The organism is Salinarimonas soli (genome assembly GCF_008386575.1).
GTDB classification, from domain to species: Bacteria; Pseudomonadota; Alphaproteobacteria; order Rhizobiales; family Beijerinckiaceae; genus Salinarimonas_A; species Salinarimonas_A soli.
This window is the reverse complement of record NZ_VUOA01000034.1, coordinates 139,425-164,849: the sequence shown is the minus strand read 5'-3', so window position 1 is coordinate 164,849 and position 25,425 is coordinate 139,425. Positions and strand designations below refer to the sequence as shown.

General features: G+C 69.1%; 26 protein-coding genes, 3 tRNA genes and 2 pseudogenes. 19 read left to right on the top strand and 12 right to left on the bottom strand.

The genetic code is table 11. The features are described from left to right. Window positions 1–14: 14 nt before the first annotated feature. The 5 genes from F0L46_RS19240 to F0L46_RS19220 all read left to right on the top strand — a co-directional run bounded on the left by F0L46_RS19240 (window position 15) and on the right by F0L46_RS19220 (window position 5,398). Window positions 15–1,019 (top strand): dihydroxyacetone kinase subunit DhaK, encoded by a 1,005-nt coding sequence (locus F0L46_RS19240; RefSeq protein ID WP_149820549.1) that lies wholly within the window; start codon window positions 15–17, stop codon window positions 1,017–1,019. A gap of 8 nt (window positions 1,020–1,027) precedes the next feature. Continuing rightward, the gene (locus tag F0L46_RS19235) at window positions 1,028–1,663 is read left to right on the top strand and encodes a dihydroxyacetone kinase subunit L (RefSeq protein ID WP_149820547.1); all 636 of its coding nucleotides are present in this window, start codon (window positions 1,028–1,030) and stop codon (window positions 1,661–1,663) included. A gap of 89 nt (window positions 1,664–1,752) precedes the next feature. Continuing rightward, window positions 1,753–2,811, top strand: a complete 1,059-nt coding sequence (locus F0L46_RS19230; protein ID WP_149820545.1) for a LacI family DNA-binding transcriptional regulator — start codon at window positions 1,753–1,755, stop codon at window positions 2,809–2,811. A gap of 6 nt (window positions 2,812–2,817) precedes the next feature. Then, on the top strand, window positions 2,818–3,747 hold the full coding sequence (locus F0L46_RS19225) for an NAD(P)-dependent oxidoreductase (RefSeq protein ID WP_149820543.1): 930 nt from the start codon (window positions 2,818–2,820) through the stop codon (window positions 3,745–3,747). A gap of 28 nt (window positions 3,748–3,775) precedes the next feature. After that, window positions 3,776–5,398, top strand: a complete 1,623-nt coding sequence (locus tag F0L46_RS19220) for an FGGY-family carbohydrate kinase (RefSeq protein WP_149820541.1) — start codon at window positions 3,776–3,778, stop codon at window positions 5,396–5,398. A 505-nt stretch (window positions 5,399–5,903) separates the two neighbouring features. Here the strand turns inward: F0L46_RS19220 and F0L46_RS19215 are convergent. Genes F0L46_RS19215 through F0L46_RS19195 form a run of 5 tightly spaced genes read right to left on the bottom strand, consistent with a single transcriptional unit; the run spans window position 5,904 to window position 10,995 of the window. Then, window positions 5,904–7,661: an ABC transporter permease subunit gene (locus F0L46_RS19215; protein WP_188312045.1), complete on the bottom strand. Its 1,758-nt coding sequence runs from the start codon at window positions 7,659–7,661 to the stop codon at window positions 5,904–5,906. Beyond that, on the bottom strand, window positions 7,661–8,704 hold the full coding sequence (locus tag F0L46_RS19210; protein ID WP_149820539.1) for an ABC transporter substrate-binding protein: 1,044 nt from the start codon (window positions 8,702–8,704) through the stop codon (window positions 7,661–7,663). The genes F0L46_RS19215 and F0L46_RS19210 overlap by 1 nt, the downstream gene beginning before the upstream one ends. Window positions 8,705–8,764: 60 nt before the next feature. Continuing rightward, window positions 8,765–9,814: an ABC transporter ATP-binding protein gene (locus tag F0L46_RS19205; protein ID WP_149820537.1), complete on the bottom strand. Its 1,050-nt coding sequence runs from the start codon at window positions 9,812–9,814 to the stop codon at window positions 8,765–8,767. Window positions 9,815–9,856: 42 nt separating this feature from the next. After that, window positions 9,857–10,675 (bottom strand): creatininase family protein, encoded by an 819-nt coding sequence (locus F0L46_RS19200; protein ID WP_149820536.1) that lies wholly within the window; start codon window positions 10,673–10,675, stop codon window positions 9,857–9,859. Further along, entirely contained in the window at window positions 10,672–10,995 is a 324-nt protein-coding gene (locus tag F0L46_RS19195; RefSeq protein ID WP_149820534.1) for a hypothetical protein, read from the bottom strand. Before F0L46_RS19195 ends, F0L46_RS19200 begins: the two co-directional genes overlap by 4 nt. Window positions 10,996–11,491: 496 nt before the next feature. Here F0L46_RS19195 and F0L46_RS19190 point away from each other — a divergent pair, with 496 nt between their 5' ends. Beyond that, window positions 11,492–11,788 carry a serine hydrolase gene (locus F0L46_RS19190; protein WP_149820532.1) on the top strand — a complete coding sequence of 99 codons (297 nt, stop codon included), beginning with the start codon at window positions 11,492–11,494 and terminating at the stop codon, window positions 11,786–11,788. 182 nt (window positions 11,789–11,970) lie between these two features. Here F0L46_RS19190 and F0L46_RS26935 read toward each other — a convergent pair. After that, a pseudogene (locus F0L46_RS26935) lies at window positions 11,971–12,553 on the bottom strand (IS5 family transposase); the annotation flags it as partial. A 44-nt stretch (window positions 12,554–12,597) separates the two neighbouring features. Between F0L46_RS26935 and F0L46_RS26270 the strand changes: the two are divergent. Both F0L46_RS26270 and F0L46_RS27195 read left to right on the top strand, forming a co-directional pair. After that, window positions 12,598–12,930 carry a hypothetical protein gene (locus F0L46_RS26270; protein ID WP_188312043.1) on the top strand — a complete coding sequence of 111 codons (333 nt, stop codon included), beginning with the start codon at window positions 12,598–12,600 and terminating at the stop codon, window positions 12,928–12,930. 330 nt (window positions 12,931–13,260) lie between these two features. Then, window positions 13,261–13,611: pseudogene (locus F0L46_RS27195) on the top strand (hypothetical protein); the annotation flags it as partial. Window positions 13,612–13,873: 262 nt separating this feature from the next. On the opposite strand, the gene F0L46_RS19175 reads toward F0L46_RS27195, so the two are convergent. Both F0L46_RS19175 and F0L46_RS19170 read right to left on the bottom strand, forming a co-directional pair. Then, a tRNA-Gly gene (locus tag F0L46_RS19175) sits at window positions 13,874–13,947 on the bottom strand. Between the two features lie 21 nt (window positions 13,948–13,968). Further along, window positions 13,969–14,053: transfer RNA gene (locus tag F0L46_RS19170), tRNA-Tyr, on the bottom strand. A 237-nt stretch (window positions 14,054–14,290) separates the two neighbouring features. On the opposite strand from F0L46_RS19170, the gene F0L46_RS19165 reads away from it, so the two are divergent. Then, window positions 14,291–15,115 (top strand): TrmH family RNA methyltransferase, encoded by an 825-nt coding sequence (locus F0L46_RS19165; protein WP_149820528.1) that lies wholly within the window; start codon window positions 14,291–14,293, stop codon window positions 15,113–15,115. A gap of 3 nt (window positions 15,116–15,118) precedes the next feature. Here F0L46_RS19165 and F0L46_RS19160 read toward each other — a convergent pair whose 3' ends face one another. Continuing rightward, window positions 15,119–15,634, bottom strand: a complete 516-nt coding sequence (locus F0L46_RS19160; RefSeq protein WP_149820526.1) for a hypothetical protein — start codon at window positions 15,632–15,634, stop codon at window positions 15,119–15,121. Between the two features lie 140 nt (window positions 15,635–15,774). Further along, complete coding sequence (locus tag F0L46_RS19155; RefSeq protein ID WP_240540065.1) at window positions 15,775–16,056, bottom strand: hypothetical protein; 282 nt, start codon at window positions 16,054–16,056, stop codon at window positions 15,775–15,777. A 228-nt stretch (window positions 16,057–16,284) separates the two neighbouring features. On the opposite strand from F0L46_RS19155, the gene F0L46_RS19150 reads away from it, so the two are divergent. From F0L46_RS19150 to F0L46_RS27105, 3 genes are all read left to right on the top strand, one after another. Further along, window positions 16,285–16,360 (top strand) — tRNA-Thr (locus tag F0L46_RS19150). Between the two features lie 129 nt (window positions 16,361–16,489). Beyond that, window positions 16,490–16,861, top strand: coding sequence for a hypothetical protein (locus F0L46_RS19145; RefSeq protein ID WP_149820524.1), 372 nt, complete (start codon window positions 16,490–16,492; stop codon window positions 16,859–16,861). 255 nt (window positions 16,862–17,116) lie between these two features. Then, complete coding sequence (locus tag F0L46_RS27105) at window positions 17,117–17,251, top strand: hypothetical protein (RefSeq protein WP_276315610.1); 135 nt, start codon at window positions 17,117–17,119, stop codon at window positions 17,249–17,251. 362 nt (window positions 17,252–17,613) lie between these two features. On the opposite strand, the gene F0L46_RS19140 is transcribed toward F0L46_RS27105, so the two are convergent. Beyond that, the gene (locus F0L46_RS19140) at window positions 17,614–17,994 is read right to left on the bottom strand and encodes a septal ring lytic transglycosylase RlpA family protein (protein WP_149820522.1); all 381 of its coding nucleotides are present in this window, start codon (window positions 17,992–17,994) and stop codon (window positions 17,614–17,616) included. Window positions 17,995–18,203: 209 nt separating this feature from the next. Here F0L46_RS19140 and F0L46_RS27100 point away from each other — a divergent pair, with 209 nt between their 5' ends. From F0L46_RS27100 to F0L46_RS19115, 7 genes are all read left to right on the top strand, one after another. Further along, a complete protein-coding gene (locus F0L46_RS27100; RefSeq protein ID WP_276315609.1) occupies window positions 18,204–18,338 on the top strand; it encodes a hypothetical protein in 135 nt (44 codons plus the stop codon). A 281-nt stretch (window positions 18,339–18,619) separates the two neighbouring features. Beyond that, a complete protein-coding gene (locus F0L46_RS27095; protein ID WP_188312042.1) occupies window positions 18,620–18,736 on the top strand; it encodes a NepR family anti-sigma factor in 117 nt (38 codons plus the stop codon). Between the two features lie 64 nt (window positions 18,737–18,800). Continuing rightward, complete coding sequence (locus F0L46_RS19135) at window positions 18,801–20,216, top strand: amidase (protein WP_149820520.1); 1,416 nt, start codon at window positions 18,801–18,803, stop codon at window positions 20,214–20,216. A gap of 117 nt (window positions 20,217–20,333) precedes the next feature. Further along, on the top strand, window positions 20,334–21,314 hold the full coding sequence (locus F0L46_RS19130) for an MBL fold metallo-hydrolase (protein ID WP_149820519.1): 981 nt from the start codon (window positions 20,334–20,336) through the stop codon (window positions 21,312–21,314). Window positions 21,315–21,552: 238 nt separating this feature from the next. Further along, window positions 21,553–22,326, top strand: coding sequence for an NAD kinase (locus tag F0L46_RS19125; RefSeq protein WP_149820517.1), 774 nt, complete (start codon window positions 21,553–21,555; stop codon window positions 22,324–22,326). A gap of 67 nt (window positions 22,327–22,393) precedes the next feature. Then, entirely contained in the window at window positions 22,394–23,728 is a 1,335-nt protein-coding gene (locus F0L46_RS19120) for a branched-chain amino acid ABC transporter permease (RefSeq protein WP_149820515.1), read from the top strand. Then, a complete protein-coding gene (locus F0L46_RS19115) occupies window positions 23,706–24,980 on the top strand; it encodes a threonine ammonia-lyase (RefSeq protein WP_149820513.1) in 1,275 nt (424 codons plus the stop codon). Before F0L46_RS19120 ends, F0L46_RS19115 begins: the two co-directional genes overlap by 23 nt. Before the next feature lie 12 nt (window positions 24,981–24,992). On the opposite strand, the gene F0L46_RS19110 is transcribed toward F0L46_RS19115, so the two are convergent. Continuing rightward, window positions 24,993–25,409 (bottom strand): hypothetical protein, encoded by a 417-nt coding sequence (locus F0L46_RS19110; protein WP_149820511.1) that lies wholly within the window; start codon window positions 25,407–25,409, stop codon window positions 24,993–24,995. Window positions 25,410–25,425 lie beyond the last annotated feature (16 nt).

Here is a 25,425-nt window from a genome sequence, read left to right as displayed (position 1 = left end):
GGAGAGCGATGCACATGAAGAAGTTTCTGAACAAGGCCGAGGACTTCGTCGACGAAATGCTCGACGGGATCTACGCAGCCCATCCCGACAAGCTCCGCTTCGTGGCCGACGACCGGCGCTGCCTTGTCACGGCCCGGCCGGTATCCGGGAAAGTCGGGCTCGTGACGGGAGGCGGATCCGGACACCTGCCGCTGTTCCTGGGCTATGTCGGGACCGGGCTCCTCGACGGCGCGGCGGTGGGCGGGGTGTTCCAGTCGCCCAGCGCCGATCAGGCCTTCGAGGTGACGCGGGCCGCCGACCAGGGAGCGGGCGTTCTTTACATCTACGGCAACTACACCGGCGACATCCTCACCTTCGACATGGCCGCCGAGATGGCCGACGCCGAGGGCATTCGCGTCCTCTCGCTCGTGGGCAACGACGACGTGGCCTCCTCGCCGGCAGGCGAGGAGCACAAGCGGCGGGGTGTGGCCGGGATCCTGTTCATCTACAAGGCCGCCGGTGCCGCTGCCGCCGAAGGCATGAACCTCGACGAGGTGCTGCGCGTCGCCGAGAAGGCACGGGCGAACACCCGCACCATGGGCGTGGCGCTCTCGAGTTGCATCGTTCCCGAGGTCGGCCGCGCCACGTTCTCCATCGGGGAGAGCGACATGGAGATCGGCATGGGCATCCATGGCGAGCCGGGCATCCGGCGTGGGCCGCTCCGGCCGGCCGACGAGGTCGTGGACGAGATGCTCGGACCGATTCTCGGCGAGCTCTCCCTGGCCAAGGGTGACTCGGTGGCCGTCCTCATGAACGGGCTCGGGGGAACCCCGCAAGAAGAGCTCTACATCCTCTACCGCCGGGTCGCCGGCGTGCTCGCCGAACGGGGTGTCTCCGTTCGCAAGACCTATGTCGGGGAGTTCGCGACGTCGATGGAGATGGCGGGTTTCTCCATCTCGATCATGCGCCTCGACGACGAGCTGGCGCGCCTCGTCGCGGCGCAGGCCGACTCCCCCTTCTTCGCGCAGCATCAGGGGTGAGGTCAGGCATGGATAAGGTCCGAAAGGCTGATCTCGTCGGGCTGTTCGCGCATCTGAGGGACGTGTTCACGGAACAGCGCGAGGCCCTCATCACCCTTGATGGCCGGCTCGGCGACAGCGATCTCGGCATCACGATGAACAAGGGCTTCAACGCGGCGCACGGCGCCGTGGAGGCGAACGCCGCCGACGACCTCGGCAAGACGCTGAACGGAGCGGGTCTTGCCTTCGCCAAGGCCGCTCCGTCGACGATGGGAACGCTCACCGGGACGGGCCTCATGCGGGGTGGCAAGGCGCTGCTCGGTCGCGAGAGCCTCGGGACCGGGGAGTTCGCCCTCTTCTGGCGCGCCTTCCGCGACGGTGTCGCCGAGCGCGGCAAGGCCAAGCTTGGAGACAAGACGGTGCTCGACGTGCTCGACCCGATCGCCGCCACCCTCGAAGCCGCGGCCCGGGAGGAGGCGTCCCTCTCCGCGGCCCTGGAGCTTGCCGCGCAAGCTGCCGCGACGGCGCTCGATGCAACCAAGGCGATGAAGGCCCAGCACGGGAAAGCGGCCGTCTACCAGGACGGCTCGATCGGCGTGCCGGATGCGGGCGGGACCGTAGCCCACCTCATGATCGACGCGATGCGAGCCTTCGTGACCCGATGAACCGCCCACCCGAGCGCCCGGCCGTTGTCCGACGGCCGCCCCGCATGCGGCTTGCCCGCCGCGCTGAACCCTCCAGGCCATAAGCCGAAATGTCCGCCACCCTCAAAGACGTCGCCCGGGCCGCGCAGGTCTCCCCCGCGACCGCGTCCCTGGTGCTCAACGGCAAGGGCGTGATCTCCGATGAGACCCGGGCGAGGGTGCTCGCCGAGGCGACCCGGCTCAAGTACGGGATCCGCTCCCGGCGGGCGCCCCGGAGTGGAGACGCCCGCACGCTGCTGTTCCTGAAGATCGCGAAGCACGGCCACACCGTGAACCGGGACCACAGCACCTTCATCGCCGACTACATCGACGGCATGTCCGAGGAGGCGCACCGCCGCGGCTATACCCTTGAGGTCGTGAGCCACGAGGGCAACAGCATCGAGCGGATCGCCGCCTCGCTCGGGCAGCGCTCGGCCAACGGCATCATCGTGCTCGGCACGGAGCTCTCCGAGGCGGATGTGCGACGGCTCCAGGCCACCGATCGCCCGACCGTGTTCATCGATACCCACTTCGATCGCCTCGACGCGAATTTCGTCAACATGAACAACCGCGATGCCATCCAGCTCATCGTCGCCCATCTCCACGATCGGGGCTTCCGCCGGATCGGCTTCGTCGGCAGCCCCGTCGAGACCGTGAACTTCCGGCTGCGCCTCGAGGCATTCATCGAGGGTATGCGGCTCCTGCAGCTGGCAGCGGACCCGGACGATGTCCTGATGGTGGACTCCACGTTCGAAGGCGCAGCGCGCGATATGGCGGACCACCTCCGGCGCGGCATCACGCTGCCGGAGTGCCTCGTCTGCACGAACGACATCGTCGCCTACGGGTGCATCAAGGCTCTGCGGGAGGCGAATGTCCGCCTCCCCGAGGACCTCTCCGTGGTGGGCTTCGACAATCTCCCGTTGGCCGAGGCGCTCGATCCGCCGCTGACGACCATCGACGTCTCGAAGCGCCGGATCGGATCGCTCGCCATCAGCATCCTCGACGACGAATTGCGTGCGGCCGAGCCGCAGCCCACGGTCAAAGCGCTTGTCGGCGCCAGCCTCATCGTGCGCGGCAGCGTCCTTGGACCCGGTACGCGGGCCGACCGAGCCCACCTTCTCACCGCTTGAGCCCCATTGAGGGCCGAACACCACGCTGACCCCGGTAAGGAGAACATCATGAGGAAAGCCGCCGTCCTCGGCCTCGGCATCATCGGCACCGGTCTCGTTCGCAACCTCGTCAGGTCAGGCCACGAGGTCACGGTATGGAACAGGAGCGAGCGCACCCTGCCGCGAGAGGTTGGCGCCGCTCGCCGGGCACCCACGATCCGGGACGCGGTCGCGGGCCAGGATCGGGTGCTCGTCTGCCTCACGGGACCCGACGCCCAACGTGAGGTCTACTGGGGCGAGAACGGCGTTCTCGCCTCGGTCGCTCCCGGGACGATCGTCGCCGACGTGACGACGACCGACCCTGGCGTTTCGCGCGAGGTGGCCGAGGCCATGGCCGAACGTGGTGCGAGCGCCCTGGACGCTCCCGTCTTCGGCAGCCGGAACGAGGCTTGGGAGGGCCAGCTCGACTTCTGCTGCGGCGGCTCCCGCGAGGCATTCACGGCGATGAAGCCGACACTTGAACCCTTGGCTGCGACGATCCACTACATGGGCGATCATGGATCAGGCTCCGCCATGAAGCTCGTTGGCAACCTCCTCGTGGCGGCGCAGATGGCGTCGCTCGGGGAAGCCCTGTCGCTGGCTCAGAAGGCCGGGCTGCAGTCCGAGGCGGTGATGGGAGTTTTGGAGGTGACCGATTACAGCTCGGCACTCATCCGAGGTGTCGGCAAAGCGAGCCTAGCCCGTGACTTCGCCCCCAACTTCTACCTGCGCCACATGCTCAAGGACGCTCGCTTGATCCGAGACTTCGCTCGGGACGAGTCCGTGCCCCTGCCCGTCACGTCGGTGATCGAGGCTCTATACCAGGCGGCGCTCAACGCCGGCCTGGGAGATCTCAACGCGTCGGCGCTTCATGAGATGATGTTCGCGCAGGCCGGGCTCGGATCCAAGAAGCAATAGGCAAGGGCTGCACGAGAGGATCAGGGCCGTGGACGTCTTTCTCGGGGTCGACGTGGGGACGGGAAGCGCGCGGGCGGCGCTGTTCACCGTAGACGGCCGCATGGTGGCCCACGCCGCGGAGCCGATCCGGACCTGGCGATCCGGCACCGTCGAGGTGGAGCAGTCCTCCCGCGACATTTGGCGGGCCGTCTGCGGGGCGACTCGGGCCGCCCTCTTGTCGGGCGGATCGGAGGTTCGCGTACGAGGCGTCGGCTTCACGGCAACCTGCTCCCTCGTGCTCGTGGACCGCGACGGCCATCCGGTCACGGTGAGCCAGAGCGGTGACGCGGAGCGGGACGTCGTGGTCTGGATGGACCACCGGGCGACGGCCGAGACGGATTTCGTCAACGGCACCCGGGCGGAGGTTCTGCGCTATGTCGGTGGCCGGATCTCGTCCGAGATGCAGGTTCCAAAGCTCCTCTGGCTGAAGCGGAACCTGCCGGGCTCCTGGGCCGCGACGGGCCACTTCCTCGACCTGCCGGATTTCCTGACCTGGCGGGCGACCGGGAGTCTTTCGCGCTCGATGTGCTCGCTCGCGTGCAAGTGGACCTATCTTGGGCACGAGCGCCGCTGGGACGACGGGTTCCTGCGCCAGGTCGGCCTGGAGGACCTCGTCGCGGACGGTCACGCGCGGATCGGCACGGAGGTGCGTGACATCGGAGCTGTTGCCGGACGGGTGACGGAGGCCGCCGCGCGGGAGCTTGGCATTCCGGCGGGCGTCCCGGTCGGCACGTCGATCATCGATGCCCATGCGGGAGCCCTGGGGCTTCTCGGGCTCCGAACCGACGAGGAGGCCGTGGATTTCCGGCGACGCCTCGCTCTCATCGCAGGCACCTCGAGCTGCCACCTCGCGGTGAGCGCCGAGCCGACCTTCGTGCCGGGCGTCTGGGGCCCTTATCAATCGGCGCTCCTGCCCGGAGCTTGGCTGACCGAAGGCGGGCAGACGGCGACCGGAGCCCTCGTCGACGCCGTCATCGGCTCAAGCGCGATCGGGGCGGAGCTGGCCGGGAGGGCGCAAGCAGCGGGTCTAGCGCCCCAGGCGTTGCTCAACCAGCGCTTGGAGGCTCTCGCTGGAATGGAAGGGTGCCCCGTCAGCCGGTTGACTCGCGACCTCCACGTCTATCCCGACTTCCACGGCAACCGGTCCCCGAGGGCGGATGCGTCTCTGCGCGGGATGATGAGCGGCTTGCCGCTCGTCCAGACGGAGGACGAGCTCGCGCGCCTCTATCTCGCGACCGTTCAGGCCCTTGCCTATGGCACCCGGCACATCGTGGAGACCATGAACCGGAACGGCTTCGCCATCGACATGCTTCTCGGCACCGGAGGCGGCACGAAGAACGAACTCTTCCTCCGCCAGCACGCCGACGCCCTCGGGATGAGGATCGTCCTCGGGGAGGAAGAGGAAGCGGTTCTGCTGGGCGCGGGCATCCTCGCCGCGGTCGCCGGCGGCAGCTACGCGACGCTGCCGGAGGCCATGGCTGCCATGACCCGGCCGGCCCGGGTGATCGAGCCGAACCCTGAGGACGCGCCTTTTCACGACGCCAAGTACCGCGTCTTCGGGGAGATGTATGGCGACCAAGGGAAGTACCGGAGGGCTATGGAGGCGATCTGATCCATCGAGTGTCCGAGAGCCATGATTGGCTTTGGCGAGTCGATGGAAGGATCAACGTCATCGACCATGGCACCCAGGAACTTCGGCCGGCGGAGAGCCCAACGTGGGCGCTTACTGGATCCCGTCCGAGTGGTACACCGTCGGGGTCGGCAGCGGGTCAAAAAGGCCAGTCCGATCTATGCCCGTCTCTAGCGCTCTACGTGCTTACGACAGCTCCCAGAACTAGGCCTCCATCCGGCTTACCGTTCGGCGTGACCGAACCAGCTCCGGACATCGTCATCGAGAAGTGAACAGAGCGCGTCCCAAGCCATAATGGACGGACAGTGCTGCATCTGCAAAGGCGCGGACGGTGTCAAAACGATTTCGTCGACGAATGCAACCGTTGTGCAGCCCGCACTGTCGAAATGCGACTTGAGCTCTCCAGCCCTCCCTGCTGGATGAGACGACCTGCAACGGCCAAGAGGCCCAGGTGACAATCCTCGGCATGCAGGTAGGCAGACAGCTCCTAGCGGGCGTGCAGCCGGTCGAGCCGTACCATCTTGTTGAGAACCAGAAGGGCAGCAACCGTCGCGACGATGAGGATCGCCGAGACCGCATGCACGGTGGGCTCGAGGCTGAAGGTCGACTCGGCGTAGATCCGCACCGGAAGCGTCGTCATGCGGGCCGTGGTCAGGAAGCTCGTCACCGTGACCTCGCCGAAGGACAGAAGGAAGCTCATGATGGCTGCGGCCGTGAGCCCCGGCGCCAGCCCCGGCAGGACGATGAAGACGAACCGCCGGACCGCGTCCGCCCCGAGGGTCGCCGCCGCCTCCTCCTGCGCCCGGTCGAGCTGACCGACGGAGGCATGCAGCAGGCTGATCGCAAAAGGTAGGATCAGAACCACGTGCACGGCCACCAGCCCGAGGAAGGGCGGAACGACGGTATAGATCTGCAGGAGGCGCAGCATGCCGACGCCGATCGCCACGTGCGGCAACGAAAGAGGCAGCATCCAGAAGGCCGCGAGGATCGAGAGCCCCGGGAAGGGCCGCCGTGCGAGGGCGAAAGCCGCCGGCACCGCGAGCGCCAGCGAGATCGCGGCCGAGGCGAGCGCCAACTGCACCGAGACCAGGAACGAATCGCCGTAGACCCCGCCCGTCAGGACCCGCTCATACCATTTGAAGGTGAAGGCGCGGAAACCCGCCACCGTGGCCTGCGGCACGTCGTTGAAGCTCTGGATGCACACGAGCACGAGCGGCAGCAGGAGGAGGCCCAGCGACACCACGAGGAGCAGGATGCCAAGCGGGCGTCCGACAATGTCGACCGCTCGCGCCAGCCAGGCCGGGATCGTAACCGCGCCGGCCGGCCGGCCGGTCGCCCATGGCATCAGGCGCTTCGCCAGAGTGAAGACCGCCACCGCAAACAGCGTGCTCAGCGCGGTCATGACAATCGCGAGCGCCGCCGCCAGGGGACCGTTCAGGTTTTGCAGCGCCTCCTGCCAGACCAGCATGCCCGTGGTCCAGACCTTCTTGCCGCCCAGCAGGGTCGCCGAGACGTAGGCCGTGGACGACATCAGGAACACGATCACGATGCCGGCCCGCAGGCCCGGAAGCGACAGAGGCAGGTCGACGACAAGGGTGCGCAACGTCCGCGAGGCACCGAGCGTCTCGGCCGCCTCCTGCACCTTCGGCGAGATGCCCTGCAGCACGTCGTACAGCGCCAGGACCAGAAACGGCATGAACACCTGTGCCAGGGCGAGCGCCACGGCGCCGTGGGTGTAGAGCATGGTGCGGGCCGGCGGCAGGCCAAAGAAGCCGAGCAGCTGATTGATGAGCCCGTCCGGCGCCAACAGCAGCACGATACCGAGGGATCGCACGACCACGTTGGTCAGGAGCGGGACCAGGATGACCGCAAAGGCCAGGGGGCGCCAACGAGCCGGCATCCGCGCCAGCCACAGGGCGAGGGGATAGCCTAGGATCACGGTGAGAGCCGTGACACCCGCGGCGAGGGCGAGGGTTTCGCCGACGACCCGCAGATAGAAGGAGTCGTCGAAAATCGTCTGGAACTGGGCGCCGCTCGGGACGAGGCTGAGCGGCGCGAAGGGATCCGCGAACTCCTGCAAGGACAGGAGCACCACGACGGAAAGCGGTGCCGCGAAGGCAAGGAGGAGCCACAGGGTGACCGGCGCCGCCAGCACCGGTCCGATCAGGCGCGGCGCCCGCAGGCGCAGCGGCCAGCGCAGGGCTGGGGCGGAGACCGTGTCGGCCCGCGAGGCGAGAGGTCCCATCAGCCGGCGATCTCACGGTTGAAGCGGCTCGACCAAGCCGCCTGATTGCGGGTTACCGTATCCCAATCGAAGTCGACGAGCTTGGCGACGTCCTCGCCGACGAGGAGCTTCGCCCTAAGGTCCGCCGGCAGGGTGACGTCCTTGACGGTCGGCGAGTAATAGATCTCGCGGGCATAGGCCAGCATGCAGGGCTCGGAGAGGTGCAGGTTGATCCACTCCTCGGCGAGCTTCTGATTCCTGCTTCCGGTCGTGATGCAGGCTACGTTCATCGCGACCGCCTGCCCCTCGACCGGGTTCGCGATCTCGATGTTCGGATTGCGGGTCTCGGCGTATTTGCGGGTGAAGCTGCCGAACTCGACGGACAGGTCCGCCACGCCCTGGTCGAACATCTGGAAGAGCTGATCCTGGCTCCCCTGGATCGCCGCGAAGGGGCGCAGTTCCTTGATCTTCTCGAAGGCGACTCCGATGTTCTTCTCATCGCCGCCCCAGATCTTCGCGGCCATCAGCAGAGCGGCGGTGCCTTCCGCGCCGGGATAGGACGGCCAGGCGATGCGGCCCTTCCATTCGGGGTTCCAGATGTCCTTCCAGGAGGTCACCGGCTTCGACGCCTTACGCTTGTCGTAGACGACCGTGCACGGATTGAACGCGACACCGTAGCCGCCGATCTTGGCTATGTCGTAGAGGTTCGCGGCCTGGGGCACCGCATCCGTCGGGGCCTGCGTGACCCCGTCTTTGACGGCCTGCCGGCTCTCGAAGATGTTGAGATAGATCACGTCGAAGCTTGGACGGCCGCGCTCCGCATAGGCCCGCGCGCGGCGCTCCGGCGTACCACCCAGAACGTAGGAGACCTTGCAGCCGAACTTCTCCACGAGGGGCTTTTCGACATGCTCCTTGACGATGCGCTCCTGCGCGCCGCCCCAGATGCCCACCACGAGCTCGTCGCCGGGCTTGGGCTGCGCGACCGCAGGCCGAATGAAGTGGTAGGGAGCGAGAGTGCCTGCTCCGAGGACGAGCTTGCCAAACGTGCGCCGTGTGATGGTCATGGGAGCAGTCCTTGTCTGAAGGGGTAAGCCTTGTCTCGGGCGGGTGCGGGGAGGCGTGTCTCAAGGGGCCGTGATGAAGCTCAGGCCGCCGGGCAGGGTCTCGACGCCGCAGCGGCTCCCGACGGGTGGCGGCGGCGTGTCAGAGGGGGTGAGCACGCGGACCAAGCCGGCCGGCGTCTCGACGTCGCTCTCGTAGACGTCTCCGAGATAGGCAGAGGTCGCGACGAGACCTCCGAGGGCGAGCGGGCCCGCGGCAGGTTTGTCCACGAGGCGCAGGCGCGCGGCCCGCAGGACAATGGCGGAGGCGTCGATCGGCGCACCCGTGCAGGAGAGGCCCGGGGCCTGGAAGATCCCGGCGACCGTGCGCCCGGGTATGACCGTGCGGGCCCCCAGGAACGAGGCCGTGAAAGGATGGCTCGGCTTGTCGCAAAGGTCTGCCGGCGTGCCGACCTCCGCGAGCTTGCCCTCGCTCATCACCGCGATCCGGTCCGACATGGCGAGCGCCTCCGCCTGATCGTGGGTCACGAAGAGCGTCGTGATGGCAAGCCGCTGCTGCAGGGTCCGGATCTCGGTGCGCATGTCGGCCCTTAGGTGAGCGTCGAGGTTCGAGAGCGGCTCGTCGAGGAGGAGCACGTTGGGCTCGATCACCAGCGCCCGTGCCAGGGCGACGCGCTGCTGCTGCCCGCCCGAAAGCTGGCCGGGATAGCGGTCGGCGAGATGCGAAAGGGCGACCAGTTCGAGGACCCGGTTCGCCTTGGCGGCGCGCTCGGCGGCGCCGAGATGGCGCATGCGCAGGCCGAAGCCGACATTCTCGATCACGGTCAGGTGCGGGAACAGGGCATAGGACTGGAACACCACGCCCATGCCGCGCCGATGGGTCGGCACGTGCGTGACGTCGCGCCCAGCGAGGAGGATGGCCCCGGAGACGGGCTTCACGAGCCCGGCGACCATGCGCAAGGTGGTGGTCTTGCCGCAGCCCGAGGGGCCGAGCAGGGACACGAGCTCGCCGCGATGGACGTCGAGCGTCAGCGCGTCGACAGCGGGCGCCGCGCCGTCATAGGATGCTGTGAGGTTCCGCAGGACGAGGTGAGAGGATCCAGGCGCGCTCATGCGAGCCCCCAGGCCTGCGGGTCACCGGTTCCCTGGAGGGTGTCAGGCTTTGGCATACATGGTCTCCTGCCGGATTCGGTCGAGGGGGTAGGCCGCCACGTCCCGGGCGAGACGGATCAGCGCTTGCGCGGCCCGGTCGACCAGGATGCCGCCGCGTTGCGCGTCGGCCGCCGCGGCGTTGCCGCACACGCCCGACGGATGGAGGTCTTGGGCTTGCCAGCCGAAGCCGACGCCGCCTTCCGGCGTCAGCACCGTGTCGTCCCGATCGAGTTGCACCGAGAGCGGGACGAAGTCGGCCGCGTGCTCCATATCGACGAGATTGCCGTGGAGGTGGAGCATCACGCTCGTCTCCACCTCGCCCGCATGGATGCCGTGCCGCAGTTCATCTGCGCCGAAGAGATCGCCCTTGGGAATCATCCGCGACCACATGGCGTTCACGGCAAATATGCCGTGCCGCACGCGCAACTCGCGGCAGACGATGTCGATCACCTGCGGCTGGCCGCCATGGGCGTTGAAGATGATGAGGCGGCGCCCTCCGGCCCTATGGACGCTCTCGCCAAGTTCGATCCACATCCTGGCCAGCGTCTCGTATGAAAAGGTCAGCGTGCCCGGATAGGCGAGATGCTCGTTCGACTTGCCGATGGGCATCATGGGCAGCACGAGCACGGGCAGATCCGCGTCCATCAGTTCCACGGCGCGCTGCACGATGCCGGCATTGATCGCGGCATCGACCTTCACGGGCAGATGCGGGCCGTGCTGCTCCACGGCACCGACAGGCAGGATCGTGACGACCCGCTCCATGTCGAACCCGGCGAAGTCCCGGGACGTATGATCCCACCACCAATGCGATTTGAATCTCACGAACGATCTCCGTAAACGGCGGTGGCCTGCGCGATCAGCTCCGCCTGCGGGATCTTGCCCGCAGGCATCATGGGCAGATCGGGAACGACGCGAATGTCCAAGGCCGAAGGGCCGCAGGCGAGGTCCGGCACGCTGGCGGCAAGCAGCGCTAGGCCGTCCAGCGCAGTTCCCGCATCGACGGTCGGGAAGGCAGTCGTCCTGGCGCCGGCCGCAGAGCCGAGCTCGGCAGCGCGGAAGACACTGCACTCCGTCGGCAGGATGTGCGGCGGCCGCATCAGCCGGGCATCGAAGGATCTGCTGATGGATTCCGACGTGGTCATCGCCTCCGGCCCAAGCTGTGCCGACAAACCCAAGCAGATCCTATGCCAACAGCTTCGATTGAGCGAGGGGGGCGCCGACGGGACTCCTTCGCCACCTCGATGACGAGAACAACATGATCGCCCCTCCCCATTCGCGACCGGACTGAGGGTGAGTTGTGGCTGGAGAACCCACGAACCGGAAGACCTTCGATCTCTCGCTCTAGGCCGACTCGCAGATCGGCGTCGGGAAACGCCATGAGGCAGAAGCCACGATGGGTCGCCTGCGCGGTCGCGCTCGGCATCCTCACCGACGCGGCTCCCTTGGCCGTCTCTGCTCCAGCTTGGGCGCAGGCGCTCGCCACCGCTCAGCCCGAAGACGGGAGCATGGCCTCGGAGCGCCTGGGCCGCATCCGGCCTGCTTTCGAGCGGGAGATCGGCGCGGGGAAGATCCCCGGTGCTGGGATCATGATCGCCCGCTGGGGCAAGGTTGCCCATAGCGAGTGCATCGGGGCTCGCCATGCCCAACGACGCGGTTTTTCGCGTCCACTCGATGACGAAGCCCTTCACCTCCGCAGCCGCCATGATGCTCATGGGGGAGGACCGGATCCAGCTCACCGACCCAGTCTCGAAATGTCGGCCGGAGCTGAAAACTCGGCAGGTGAGCGTCCCATCCGCGAACGAGCTGACCCGAATCGTCCATGCGGCCGCGCTGGCGGAGCGCCAGCCGACCATCCAGGACCTCCTCCGCCATACCGCCGGCTTCGCCTACGGCGAGATAACCACGAACCCGCTCGTGAAGCAGGCCTGCACCTGACCAGCCCCCAATTGGTGGTCCGAGCGGAATGTTAGTGGATTGAGGCCTGCTCGACGGTTTCGGTGGCCGGCGGAGCGGGTCGGCGTTGCGCGGCCAGCCGCAGCGTGACCCCTGGGGCAGGTGGCTGGTAGCCCAGAGCCGACTGGGGCCGGACCGTGTTGTAGTGCCGGCGCTAGGGCCTGTTAGCGCCTGATCCAGTCGAGGGCTGCGGCGAGGCCGAGGACGCCCATGAAGGATGCCGCTGTTGTCTCGCAGCGGGTCGCCACCGCGCGCCGCGCCTTCAGTCTCGCCCAGAGGCGCGCGACGAGGTTGCGATCGTTGTCGGCCCAGTCTGGGCAAGCGAGCGGGCCCTCGTTGCGCCTGGCAGGAATAGCAGGGGTCGAGCCTCGTTCACGGATGTGCTCTCGAGAGGTATGGCTCGCGTAGCTCCGGTCGGCCACGATCCGCAGCGGCACGCCCGGCACGGCGTCCAGCAGAGGGATAGCCGTTGGGAGCTCATGAGCCTGCCCCGGTGCGAGCGTGAAGGCGACCGCCGGGCCTGTGCCGTCGGCGATCACGCAAGCCTTGGTTCCAAAGCCGCCACGAGACCGGACAAGCGCTTCACGTACGTTCCGTTGCGCTTGGGGGCCCTCTTTCGGGCGGCTCCACTCGCCTTCTGGTGCGCGCGCACGCTGGTGCCGTCGAGGAACGCCATGCCAAGCGCGCCCCCTCGCTCCTGCACAAGGGCGAGCGCCGCTCCCAGACACCCAGGCGTGCCCACCGGATCTGCGGAGCCCGATCGAGCGCTCGCGCAACCGCAAGGAGGGACCATGACGACCACAGCCCCGCCGGCTGGATCGCCGGCCGACCACATCCTGCTCACGGTCATCCTGCGGCAGGACCAGTCCCGCCCCGTCACCCAGCTGGTCGAGCAAGCGCGGGCGCAGGGCTTCCACAGAAGCTTTCCACCGGAGGGCATCGAGGTCACGTTCCGGACCAACGTGATGGGATTCGGCCAGGTCCTGGTGCTGCAGGTGCCCCCAGCCCGCCTGCGCGAGGTCAGACTCTCGATCGAGCGGACGGCCTGGGGGCTGTTCAGAACGGAAGTTTGCGCCGCCTACGACTTCATGGCAGCGGCCCAGGGCCTCCGGAACCAGCCCTGAGGGCGCTGCCTGGACGTCTTGGCCGCGGGCGCGCTCGCACCGGGACAGCGACGTTCCGAAACCGGGGCGGATCCCTGGTCGTTCGCGGTGGTCGCGTAAAGGGAGCCCACGGCATGCGGTCCGGGCGCCCGGCCGGCGCGATGCCGGGGCGGTCGCGCGGGGGGCGGCACCCACCGATCAGGCCTGCACGCGGGGCGAACCGCTAACCGGGACCGCGATACACCGGGATCCCCGAGGTCGCGGCTAGCACCGTACGTCGCGGAGGTGCCACCTTCGATCGGACGAAGCCGGGACGCCGACCGCCGCGCCGAGGCTCGACGGACCTTCCTCATGCGGTCGGCTCGCCCCCGGTTCCGTTCCGTCGCCGCACCTCGGCGATCGTGCGATCCGGGAGCGGGCTGTTCCTCGTCCGGGCACCCTGTCACATTCTGGACGGGAACAGCTCGCGTTTCGGGAGGAACGGTCATGGACGATAGCGGAGGACGGAGCCGGTCAGCTCCCGAGCAGCCGGCCCCGAAGCGGTTGTACGACGCGGACCTGGTCATGAGGGGCGGCGTCACGAGCGGGATCGTCTACCCGGGCGCGGTGGCCGAGATCGCTACCAGCTTTAGGCTGCGTTCGATCGGCGGCACCTCGGCGGGGGCCATCGCGGCGGCGGTGGCGGCCGCGGCCGAGTTCGGGCGTCGAAGCGGTCGCAATCCCGATGCGTTCGAGAGGGTCGTTACGCGGGATCCCTCCGTACCTCGCCGCCCGGTCCGACGAGGGCCGGCGAACGGCGCTGCCCGACCGGGGTCCCGTGCCCCCTCCTGTGGATTTCAGGGACGCGGACCCGCCGCCCGACGAGGGCATAACGGCGGCCCGTCGTTGTACGACAGACGGGGAGGCTCCCTGCCGCCACCTCAGGAAGTGCAGGCAACCCGTCGTTCTATCTATCAAAAAGTGTTGGAGCGGGTGAAGGGAATCGAACCCTCGTCATCAGCTTGGAAGGCTGTTGCTCTACCATTGAGCTACACCCGCCCGATCCAGACGCAGGTGAAGTGGTGGGGGAAGTAGGACTCGAACCTACGAAGGCTTAGCCAGCGGATTTACAGTCCGCCCCCTTTGCCGCTCGGGACATTCCCCCATTGACGCTTCACACGTCAACGCTGCTTCATCCCGACCGCCCTGTCGGGACGTCGGGTCAGCGGGCGCTCTTATGCTGACCGCCCGCCCGGGTGTCAACCGGAAACCGTCTCGCCCGCTGACCCGCTCCCTCGGGCGTCGCACCAGGACCGCCGCTCGGCGCTCCCCGCTTGACCCGCGCCGCCGTCTGACGCACCCCACGGCGGACAGCAACGGCAAGCATGGGAGGGAGACAGGAATGGGCAAGCCGCCGTCCGGACGGCGCGGGGGCAAGGGCCCCTGGCGACCCGACCACGCCTCGCGGCCTGGCCACCGGCCCGACCGCCGCGGGCCCCGTTCCGAGCTGCCGGGCGGCGTCGCCGTGATCTATGGCTGGCACCCCGTGACGGAAGCCCTGCGCAACGGCTCGCGCACGGTGCGGCGCTTCCTCGCGACGGAGAACTCGGCGCGGCGGCTGGAGGGCGAGCTCGGAGCGCTCGACCCAGCCCCGGAGATCGTGCGCCCCGACGAGATCACCCGCCTGCTCGGGCCCGACGCCGTGCACCAGGGCCTCTACATCGAGGCCGATCCCCTCGCATCGCCCGAGCTCGACACGCTCTCCGACGACGCCCTCGTCCTCGTCCTCGACCAGATCACGGACCCGCACAATGTCGGCGCCATCGTGCGCACGGCCGCGGCCTTCGGGGTCGAGGCGATCGTGACCACGGCGCGCCACAGCCCCGCCGCCACGGGCGTCCTGGCGAAGTCGGCCTCGGGCGGCCTGGAGCACGTGCCCTTCCTCGTCGTGGGCAATCTCGGCAACGCGCTCTTGACCCTCGGCGAGCGGGGCTTCCTGCGGATCGGCCTCGATTCGGAGGGCGAGGCCGACCTCGACGCGGTCGCCGTGCGCCGGCCGGTGGCCCTCGTGCTCGGCGCCGAGGGCAAGGGCCTGCGCCAGCGCAGCCGCGAGACCTGCGACGTGGTCGCCCGGCTCGACATGCCCGGCGCCATCAAGAGCCTCAACGTCTCCAACGCCGCCGCCGTCGTGCTCTACGCCGTCACCAGGAAGCTGAAGGCGTCGTAAGGCTCAGCGACGGACGGCGCGCGGGCGGTCGCGGGGCACCCGCAGATGGACGATCTGCGGCCCGTTCTCCGACAGGAGCGGCGCGTCGACCCGCACGATGCGCGGCCCGCGCCCGGCGCGCGCATCGGGGCGGCGGGGCGTGTCGTTCAGCACGTAGAGCGTCGGCTGGCCGACGGGAGCCGGACGGATGCCGGTCGAGGCCGGGATGGTGGGCACCATGGGCTCTGGGGCGATCTCGCGCGTCTCGACGATCGTGCCCGCCCCGCCGGTCACGAAGGCCGGCGCATAGAACGACCCGTAGCTGTGACTATAGCCATAGCCATAACCCCGGCTCAGGCCGCGCGGCACGCGCTCGCGCCGCAGGACGGCGTCAGGCGGAAGACGGGGATGGGCACCGACTTGGTCGTGCCGGAGGGGACGGTTGTAGCCAAGCCCGGCGCCCGGATAACCTTCGGCGAGGGCGGCCCCCGCCCCGAGTGTCAAGCCGGTGGTGAGAAGGCAAGCGAGTACGCGTCGCATCGGCGACTCCTGTGTCGTACGGCCTCCTCCGGCTCCACCTTAAGCGGGGCCGTGGCCGCTGTCATCACAACGTGCGTGCCCACGAAAAAGCCCCGCTCGACGGCGGGGCTCCTCACGGTTCACTGATGTCGGACGGACGGTCAGCGGCAGATGCTAACCCGCCGCACGATCCAGCCCTCTCCGTCCACCCAGAGGCGCTTGCGCACCTTCGTGCAGGCGGCATCGTCCTCGGCCGCGGCGCGCGTCTCGGTCGCGGCGGTCTGGATCAGGTCGGAGGTCATCATCCGAACCGCCGGACGGGCCGGCTCGGTCTTCACGATCGGAGGCGACGCCTCGGCGGTCGGATAGGACGTGATCGCCACGAATCCACCCAGCGCGAGCGCGGCCATCCAGAGCCCCTTGCTGCGAGTTTTGTTGGTCACCGTCTTGTCCTCGAGATTGTCTGTGAGGGGCCCCGGCGGGGCCGCCTGCTTCTTGACATGACAATGCCCGAGACGCGCTTTTGTTTCGGTGCGAATCCACACCTTAACCGTCGGGATGCACGAAATTCGATATGTTTCGTTAACGCCGACAAAGACGGGCTCCCGCCTTCGTCCGGCGCCTCAACCTTGCGCCCGCGCGCCCGTGCTGTTAACCCGATGAGGCGTTCAGCCGGTTTAGCTCAGCTGGTAGAGCAACCGCCTTGTAAGCGGTAGGTCCTCGGTTCGATTCCGGGAACCGGCACCACCCTCCCCAAACGGCCCGAAGGCCCGGGCGGGCCGCATCTCGATCCCGTCGGCGCGCCTCGGTCGAACCGCCCATTGATACGCGCCGCCCGTCCGCTTAGGGTCGCGCCGGGTTTGATGAGGCGTCGAGATGCGGGTTTCGCTTCTGGTGTTGGGTGCAGCCGTGATGCTGCAGGGCTGCGTGTCGCCCACCTATGGGCCGCGGACGGCGTCGATGCAGCCGGTGTCGCTCGATTGCGGCAGCGCGTTCCTGGTGAACGTCGACGGGACGGCGAAGGACGTGCTCGTCGTACCGTATCCGGCGAGCGAGGCGCGCTACGCCGCCTGCACCCAGGGAGCCGGGGCACCCTTGGCCGACCGGGCGGTGATTGCGGCCGTCCGGCATCTGCGCACCGGCCTCAAGCAGGCATGCGCGCCCACGACCGTGACGCCGGCTGGCACGGGCGCCTTCCTCGTCGGCTATACGGGATGCCGGCCGCTGACGCCGGGCGAGCTGCCCTGACGCACGCCCTGCCATGCGCTGCGGCGGATGAGCGGGTCACAACCCGGCGACCAGACGATTCCCGGGTTGAAATGCATCGCGGCTCGTGCTGCATTTTGGAACACGGCGAAGGATGGCTCGTCGCTCCCATGGTGGAAGCGGCGTACGGCGCGCTTGAGGTCACGGGCGGCATCGATGAGACGCGGGTCGGCATCGTCACGCAGGCATTTCGGCGTCCAGTCCCTTCCGGGTCCGAGCCCGTTCGGATGGACGGGCGTGACGCTGCGCGCCGCCAACGACAACGTCGCGCAGGGGCGCCCCGGCACCGCGATGCGCCGCCTGCTCCTCGCCGCCGCGGGGTTGAGCGCCCTTGTCGTGCTCGGCGCGGCGCTGGGCGTATTCGGCCCCTGAGAGCGCAGCCCTGGCGCGCATTCTCGGCCGAACGGTCAGGAAAGGTGCGCAATCGTCACCGATCCGACGATAGTCGCATGTTCCAGCCGCGAAAATCGGCGATTTTCCCACTCGGAGCCGTTGACGTTGCGTCGCCGGAATGGCTAGCCTCCGCACCAAGAAAAAAGGCCGCACTGATGTGCGGCCCAAGTCTAGGGAGGAAACGCCCAAGGAGGGCATACAGCCTCGCGACGCCATCGCGTTGCTGCAATGCAAAAATATGAAATGCCCTCTCCTGAGGCAAGATCAAAAGGGCAGCATGGCTGCCCATTTTTTTAGCCGATGCATTCGGGCAACACAGACCCCTCCCCGGCCGGGCCCTCCTACTCCGCGACCAGCGCGACCTGAACGACGCCATTGGCGCCGATGGCACGGGCCGAGGCCTGCGACAGGTCGATGATGCGACCGTGCGCATAGGGTCCGCGATCGTTGATCCTCACCACGATCGAGCGGCCGTTCTTGCGGTTCACCACGCGCACCCGCGTACCGAAGGGAAGCGTCCGATGGGCTGCCGTGAGCGAGCCCGCGTTGAAGCGCTCGCCCGAAGCCGTCTTGCGACCGTGAAAACCGGGTCCGTACCAGGAGGCGAGCCCATGCTGCCGCGAGGACGCCGCGCGGGCGGTCTCGGAGGCATTCGCCGCCGTGAGACAAGTCGGAACCGCCGATAGCACAACCACCGCCGCAAGCCATTTCGTACGCTTCATGCCGATGCATTCCCTTGCTGTTTCGTTGGGCGGCACCATAAAGGCCGAGACGGCGAGAATGTGGCGCGGCGAAAAGTTCCGGCTTCTACGTACGTTTTTCGGGACTCATGGCTCGGCCGCACGGCAATACGAGCACTGGCATTTTTTCGTGCTGGAACTCTCCCTTTTTCAGGCCGTTTATTCGCAAACCTCTCTACTGGACATCTCCCATGCACATTCTTGAAACGACTTCCGACGACACGGCCGCGCGCGTTGAGCCCATGTCGTTCGCCAAGGCTTCGATCGGTTTCATCACGTCGACCCTCGCTGTCTCGAGCCTCATGGTCCTGCTCGGATCGCTCTGAAATCCACCTCTCGACGCACGCGAACGGCGCCCCAGCGGGCGCCGTTTTGCTGTGTGCAGCTCCCCACGCGGGCGGGGGCGAGACCGCTTCAGATTGTCGCCGTCACGCTGAAACCTTGGGACTCACACCCCGTTGTTCCCACGAGGCCATCCACGCGAGACGGGTCCGGCTCCACGCCGCCGAGACCCGCATGTTCAGGTGAAGCGATGCGGATTTTTCAAAGGAATTTCGATCCCGCTCCGAGGGACGCGCACCGGCGCGAGCGTACCCCCGAGTCCGCATTGCTGGACCGCGTCGGGCGCGACCTGAAGACCGTCTATGCCCCCGTCGTCCAGGAGCCCCTTCCGGGCCAACTTGCGAGCCTCGTGCGCCGGCTCGACGGCCGCGAGGTCGGCTAGCGCAGACGGACGTGTCGCCTGCGCCTGAAAACGGTCTAGGATCGGCGCCATCCGCACCGCCAGGATGGACGCCGTGACCGATCCAACGCTTCTCGACGGGACCGCTCTTCGCACCGCTTACCGCCTCCGGGAGCTCTCTCCCGTGGAGGTCACGTCGGCCCTCATCCGCCGCATCGAGGCGTTGGAGCCGGTCCTCAACGCCTTCATCATCGTCGACCGGGCCGGCGCGGTGCGGGCCGCGGAGGCTTCGGCCGCCCGCTGGGCCCGGGGGGAGCCGCTCTCGGCGCTCGACGGCGTTCCCGTCACGATCAAGGACAACGTGCTGTGGGCCGGTCACCCCATGCGCCGGGGCAGCCGCACGGCCCCTGAGACCCCCGCGGGCGAGAGCGCGCCGGCGGTCGAGCGGCTGCTCGCAGCGGGGGCGGTCCCGCTCGGCAAGACCACGATGCCGGAATTCGGCTGGAAGGGCATCGGCGACAGCCCCCTCACGGGGATCACCCGCAACCCCTGGAACACGAGCGTCACGACGGGGGGCTCGTCGGCGGGCGCCGCGGCAGCCGCGGCCCTCAATCTCGGCGTCGTTCATCTGGGCACCGACGGCGCGGGCTCGATCCGTATCCCGGCCTCGTTCTGCGGCGTGTTCGGCATCAAGCCGAGCTTCGGCCGTGTCCCGGCCTATCCGCCCTCCGCCTTCGCGGCCGTGTCGCATCTGGGCCCTTTGAGCCGGACGGTGCGCGATGCCGCCGTAATGGTGCAGATTCTCGCCGGCCCCGACCCGCGCGACATCACGGCCTCCCATGCCCCCCTCCCCGATCTCCTGGAGGGCCTGGAGAGCGGCATCCGCGGGCTGCGCGTCGCCTGGAGCCCGCGGCTCGGCTACGTGGAGCGCCTCGACCCCGAGGTGGAAGCCCTCACGGCCGCCGCCGCGCGGCGGTTCGAGGCGCTCGGCGCCCATGTCGAGGAGGCCGATCCCGGCTTCGCCGATCCCACTGGCATCCTCAATCCGCTTTGGTGGACGGGCGCGTGGGCGGCCCTGCGCACGATCCCTGAGGACCGCTGGGGGGAGATGGATCCGGGCTTCGTCCGGGCTGCCCTGCGGGGCCGCGAGGTGACGGGGGCGGACTTCGCGATGGCGCTCAACGCCCGCGGCCCGCTCCATGCCGCCATGGCGCGCTTCCACGAGCGCTACGACCTCCTCCTCACCCCGACCCTCGCGACCCCCGCCTTCGAGACCGGCCATGACACGCCGCCGGACGGGCGCTTCGGCGATGACTGGATCGGCTGGTCGCCCTATTCCTACCCGTTCAACCTGAGTCTCCAGCCCGCGGCGAGCGTTCCCTGCGGCTTGACCGCAGGAGGCCTGCCGGTAGGTCTTCAGATCGTCGGCCCGATGATGCGCGAGGATCTCGTCCTGCGCGCCGCCCGCGCCTTCGAGGAGGCCCATCCCTGGAGCTTCATCGACCGGCCGCGCGGGACGTGAGGCGCGGGGCGGCGCTCATCACGCGCTTGTGAGGATCGCGGCCCGGGGCCCCGCATTGATGGCGGCGGCCCGCGCCCTAGCTGGGCTGCGGCAGCATCCGCCATCACGAGGACCCGAATGACCATCAACCGCCGCACGATCCTGGCCGCCGCTCCGGCCGTCGCGCTCACCGCAGGAGCCCCCGCCATGGCCCAGCAGGCCTCCACCGCCGCTCCGCAGGCGTCCGGAGCCGGCCAGGCGCCGGGCTTCTACCGCTACAAGGTCGGCGACATCGAGGTGACCGCGATCCACGACGGCTTCGCGAGCCGGCCTCTGGAGGGCTTCGTCCGCAACGCCGAGCTGGGCGACGTCCAGAAGGCGATGCAGGAGCGCTTCCTCCCCACGGAGACCCTGCCGATCCCCTTCACCACCCTCGTGCTGCGCTCAGGGGGCCGAACGACCCTGATCGACACCGGCAACGGCGACATGGCCCCGCCGACCGCCGGCCGCTGGATGGCGAACTTCCGCGCCGCCGGCTTCGACCCGGCCAACGTCGACACGGTGGTGATCAGCCACTTCCACGGCGACCACATCAACGGCATGCGGACCAAGGACGGCAACGCCGTGTTCCCGAAGGCCGAGGTGATGGTGCCGTCGGCCGAGTGGGCGTTCTGGATGAGCGACGAGCGGATGAGCCAGGCCCCCGAGGCCATGCGCGGCGCCTTCCAGGGCGTGCGCCGGGTCTTCGCGCCGATCGCCAAGGACGTGAAGCAGTACGAGGCTGGCCGCGAGGTCGTCCCGGGCGTCACCGCCGTCGCGGCGCCGGGGCACACGCCGGGCCACACGGCCTTCGCGATCCAGTCGGGCAACGGGCGCCTCATGGTGATGTCGGACACGACGAACCACCCGGCTCTGTTCGTGCGCAACCCCGATTGGTCGGCCGTGTTCGACATGAACGCCGACGAGGCCCGCGCCACCCGGCGCCGGATGCTCGAGATGGCGGCGAGCGAGCGGATGCAGGTCTCGTTCTATCACGCGCCCTTCCCCGCCACGGGTCACATCGCGAAGTCCGGCAGCAGCTACGAGTTCGTGCCGGTCCAGTGGTCGGTCGCGCTCTGAGTGCCACCGGGGGCAGGGTCTCGGCGCCCTGCCCTGCCCCTCCGGTGACGGGGAGGATCATCCCCGTCACCGGAGGGTGGCGGCTTGGGACCGTCGGCGCTTGGCCGGATTCGGGATACAAGCCCGCCCAGAACGTCGTGTAGACGGTGGGCGCCCGCTCCATGCTATGCCTGTCCTCGAAGAGCCGTCGGCCGCGCGTCCATGCGGCCGGGGCGGAACGGTCGAGGGCGCGCCGCCGATGACGACAGCCTACAAGAGCATCGCCTTCGTCGCGAGCCCGACGCCGGAGGCGCAGGCCGCCCTCCATGCGTTCTCGCGCCGCTACGCGAACGTGCCGCCCGAGGAGGCGGACGTGGTGGTGGCGCTCGGCGGCGACGGGCTGATGCTGCAGACGCTCCACCGCTTCCTGGGCACGCCGAAGCCGATCTACGGCATGAACCGCGGCTCCGTCGGCTTCCTCATGAACGACTTCCAGGCGGAGGACCTGCCGGCGCGGCTCGCGGAGGCGCAGCGCAGCGTCGTGCACCCGCTGCTCATGGTGGCGCACGACCTCGCGGGCGAGACGCACCGGGCGCACGCCATCAACGAGGTGTCGATGCTGCGCCAGACCCACCAGGCGGCGAAGCTCTCGGTCTCGGTCGACGGCCAGGAGCGGCTGAGCGAGCTCATCGCCGACGGCGTCCTCATCGCCACCCCGGCAGGCTCGACGGCCTACAACTTCTCGGTCGGCGGGCCGATCCTTCCCTTGAGCGCCTCGCTGCTCGCCCTGACGCCGATCTCCGCCTTCCGCCCCCGGCGCTGGCGCGGCGCGCTCCTGCCCGACTATGCCCGCGTCGCCATCCAGGTCTCCGAACCGTCGCTGCGCCCGGTCAGCGCCGTCGCCGACCACACGGAATTCCGCAAGGTGACCCGGGTCGAGATCTGCATGGACCGCACGGTGGATCTCTTCCTGCTCCACGATCCGGGCCACAGCCTCGACGAGCGGATCCTGCGCGAGCAGTTCGGGAACTGACCCGATCGCGCTCCCGCGAGGGCGCGCCCTCTCGACATCCCCTGCCCGCTCGGCCAAACCTCTCCCCGTGATCGCGCTTCGGATGCTGCTCCTCGCCCTGCTCCTGGGGCTTGCCGCCTGTCAGGCGTCGGTGGATGCCGAGCAGGCGCGCGTGTGCCGCCAGGCCCTGCCGGCGCTGAACCCGGACGGCGGCCGCATCGGCGTGCAGCGCATCGCCCCCGGCACCCGGCCGCGCGAGATCCGCATCGACTACGAGGTGGTGCCCGCCACAGGGGCGCCTCGCGACCGGTTCGCCTATTGCCTGTTCGCGGCCTCCGGGCTCGACCCCTCGAAATCGGAGCTCATCGGCGTCACCACCGAGACCGGCATAGTGGCGCCGGCCACGGTCTATTTCCTGCGCCGCTTCTATCTCGGATCGCCTGAGGCGCTCGCCGCCGATCCGGGGCTCGGCGAGGGGGCGGCGGGTCTCGTCGAGCTCCCGCCCGCCCTCGCCTACGCCCTCCAGCAGGCGGTGGCGGGCCTGCCGAAGATCGCCACCTTCGGGCTTCTGGCCGGCGCCTACGCCATGGTGTTCGGGCTCGTGGGGCGCATCAACCTCGCCTTCGGCGAGCTCGCGGCGGTGGGCGCCGCGGCCACCACGAGCGGCGTCGCGATCATGACGGCGCTCGGCACCGCCGACCTGCTGGCGGGCTTAGGGCTCGGCCTCGTTCTCGCGGTCTTCGCCGCGGGGCTGCACGGGCTCGTGGGCACGGGCGTCGCCATCGGCTGGGTGAGGAGCAGCCGGGCGGCCCTGATCGCGACGGTGGGGCTCTCCATCGCTCTTATGGAATATCTGCGCCTCGTGCGCGGCCCGATCGAGGTCTGGGTGCCGCCCGTGTTCAACGAGACGATGCCGCTTGCCCGCGCCGGCTCGTTCGTGGTCACCGTCACGCCGATGTCGCTCTTCACCGGCGGCATCGGGCTCCTGGCCGCGACGCTCCTCCTGCGCCTCATGACCGGGAGCGCCTTCGGACGCCAATGGCGCGCCTACGCGGACGATCCGGGTGCCGCCGCCCTGTTCGGCATCGACGGCGGGCGCCTCCTCAACCGGACGCTCGCGCTCGCGAGCGCGCTCGCGGGCCTCGCAGGCTTCCTCACCGTAGTGCAATATGGCTCGCTCGGCTTCGCGGGCGGCTTCCAGCTCGGGTTGAAGGCGCTCGTGGGCGCGGTGCTGGGCGGCATCGGCTCGATCCCGGGAGCGTTGCTCGGCGGGCTCGCCATCGGCATCTTCGAGGTGGCATGGTCGGCCACGATGCCGATCGAGGGGCGCGACATCGCGGTCTATGCCGCTCTCATCGTCTTCCTGGTCTTCCGGCCAGGCGGCCTGCTCGGGTGGAAACATGGAAACCCTCGCCAAGTCTGACCCGCGTGCCGGGCAAGCCCACGCCATCGCGCCGGCCGACGTGCAGCGCGCCGCGGAGGTGATCCGCGGCCACGTCCTGCGCACGCCTCTCGTGCCTTCCCCTTGCCTGTCCGAGCTCACGGGCGCCGAGGTCTGGGTGAAGCACGAGAACATGCAGGCGACCGGCGCCTTCAAGGAGCGCGGCGCGGTCAACAAGCTCGCGGGCCTTGACGCGGACGAGCGCCGGCGCGGCGTCGTTGCCATGTCGGCGGGCAACCACGCCCAGGCCGTGGCCTATCACGCCCGGCGCTTCGGCGTGCCGGCCACCATCGTGATGCCCGTCACCACCCCGCTGGTGAAGGTGGAGAACACCCGCGCCCACGGGGCCCGCGTCGTCCTGCACGGCGACACCCTCGTGGAGGCTGCCGAGGAGGCTCGCCGCCTGGAGCGCGAGGGCTCTCTCGTGCTGGTCCATCCTTACGACGACCCGGCCGTGATGGCGGGCCAGGGCACCGTCGCGTTGGAGATGCTCGACGAGGTGCCCGACCTCGACTGCCTCGTGGTGCCCATCGGCGGCGGCGGGCTCATCTCCGGCATCGCGGTGGCGGCGAAGGCCCGGCGCCCAGGCATCGAGGTGATCGGCGTGGAGGCGGCCCTGTACCCGTCCTTCCACAACGCGATCCACGGCGGCGACCGCCCCATCGGCGGGCCGACGCTGGCGGAGGGCATCGCGGTGAAGACCGTGGGGCGCCTGACGCTGCCGATCGTGCGCGATCTCGTGGGCGCCATCGTGCTCGTCGACGAGCCCGCCATCGAGCGCGCCGTTCATGCCTGCGCCACGCTCCAGCGCACCATGGCGGAGGGCGCCGGCGCGGCGGGCTTGGCCGCGATGCTCGCCGAGCCGGAGCGCTTCCGGGGCAAGCGCGTCGGGCTCGTGCTGTGCGGGGGCAACATCGACGCCCGGCTTCTCGCCTCGGTGATGGTGCGCGAGCTGGAGCGCAAGAACTGCATCGCGTCGCTGCGCATCAAGGCGCAGGACCGTCCGGGGATCCTGGGGCGGGTGGCGAGCCGGCTCGGCGAGCTCGGCGCCAATATCCTGGAGGTGTCCCACAGCCGCCTCTTCCTCGACGTGCCGGCCAAGGGGGTGACCATCGACGTCACGATCGAGACCCGCGACCGGGCTCATACGGCGGAGATCTTCACCGCGCTGGCGGAGGACGGCTACGATCCCCTGCGCGTCGACGCGCAGGGCCTGTCGGAGAGCGCCTATTGAAGGCGGGGGCGTTCACAGCCCCCGCGCATAGGCCCAGGCCCCCTCGACCAGCTCCTCGAGCTCGAGCCGGCCCAGGCCGTCGGACGGCGCCGCGAGGTGCGTGACGCGGGAGGTGGCATCGGGCTTCGAGGGCACGGCGGCACGGGCGAGACGCCGGCTCACGGCGTGCTGCCAGAGGCGTTCGGGCAGGATCACCTCGAGGCCGTCATGATCGGCGTGGCGGCGGGCGAAAGTCCCGTCCGCGAACAGAGCGTCGGGCGGACCCATGGCGTCGCCTTCGCGGAGCCCCAAGGCCGTGACACGGCCGCAGCCGTCGTTGCGGGCGATCACGCCGGGGAGCGCGGCGGCGAAGTCGACGAGCTCGGCCAAGACATCGAGGTCGGGCCGGTCGGCACACGGTCGGAGCAGGCGACGGGATGCGGACAGCATGGTCTTCTCCTCTGAT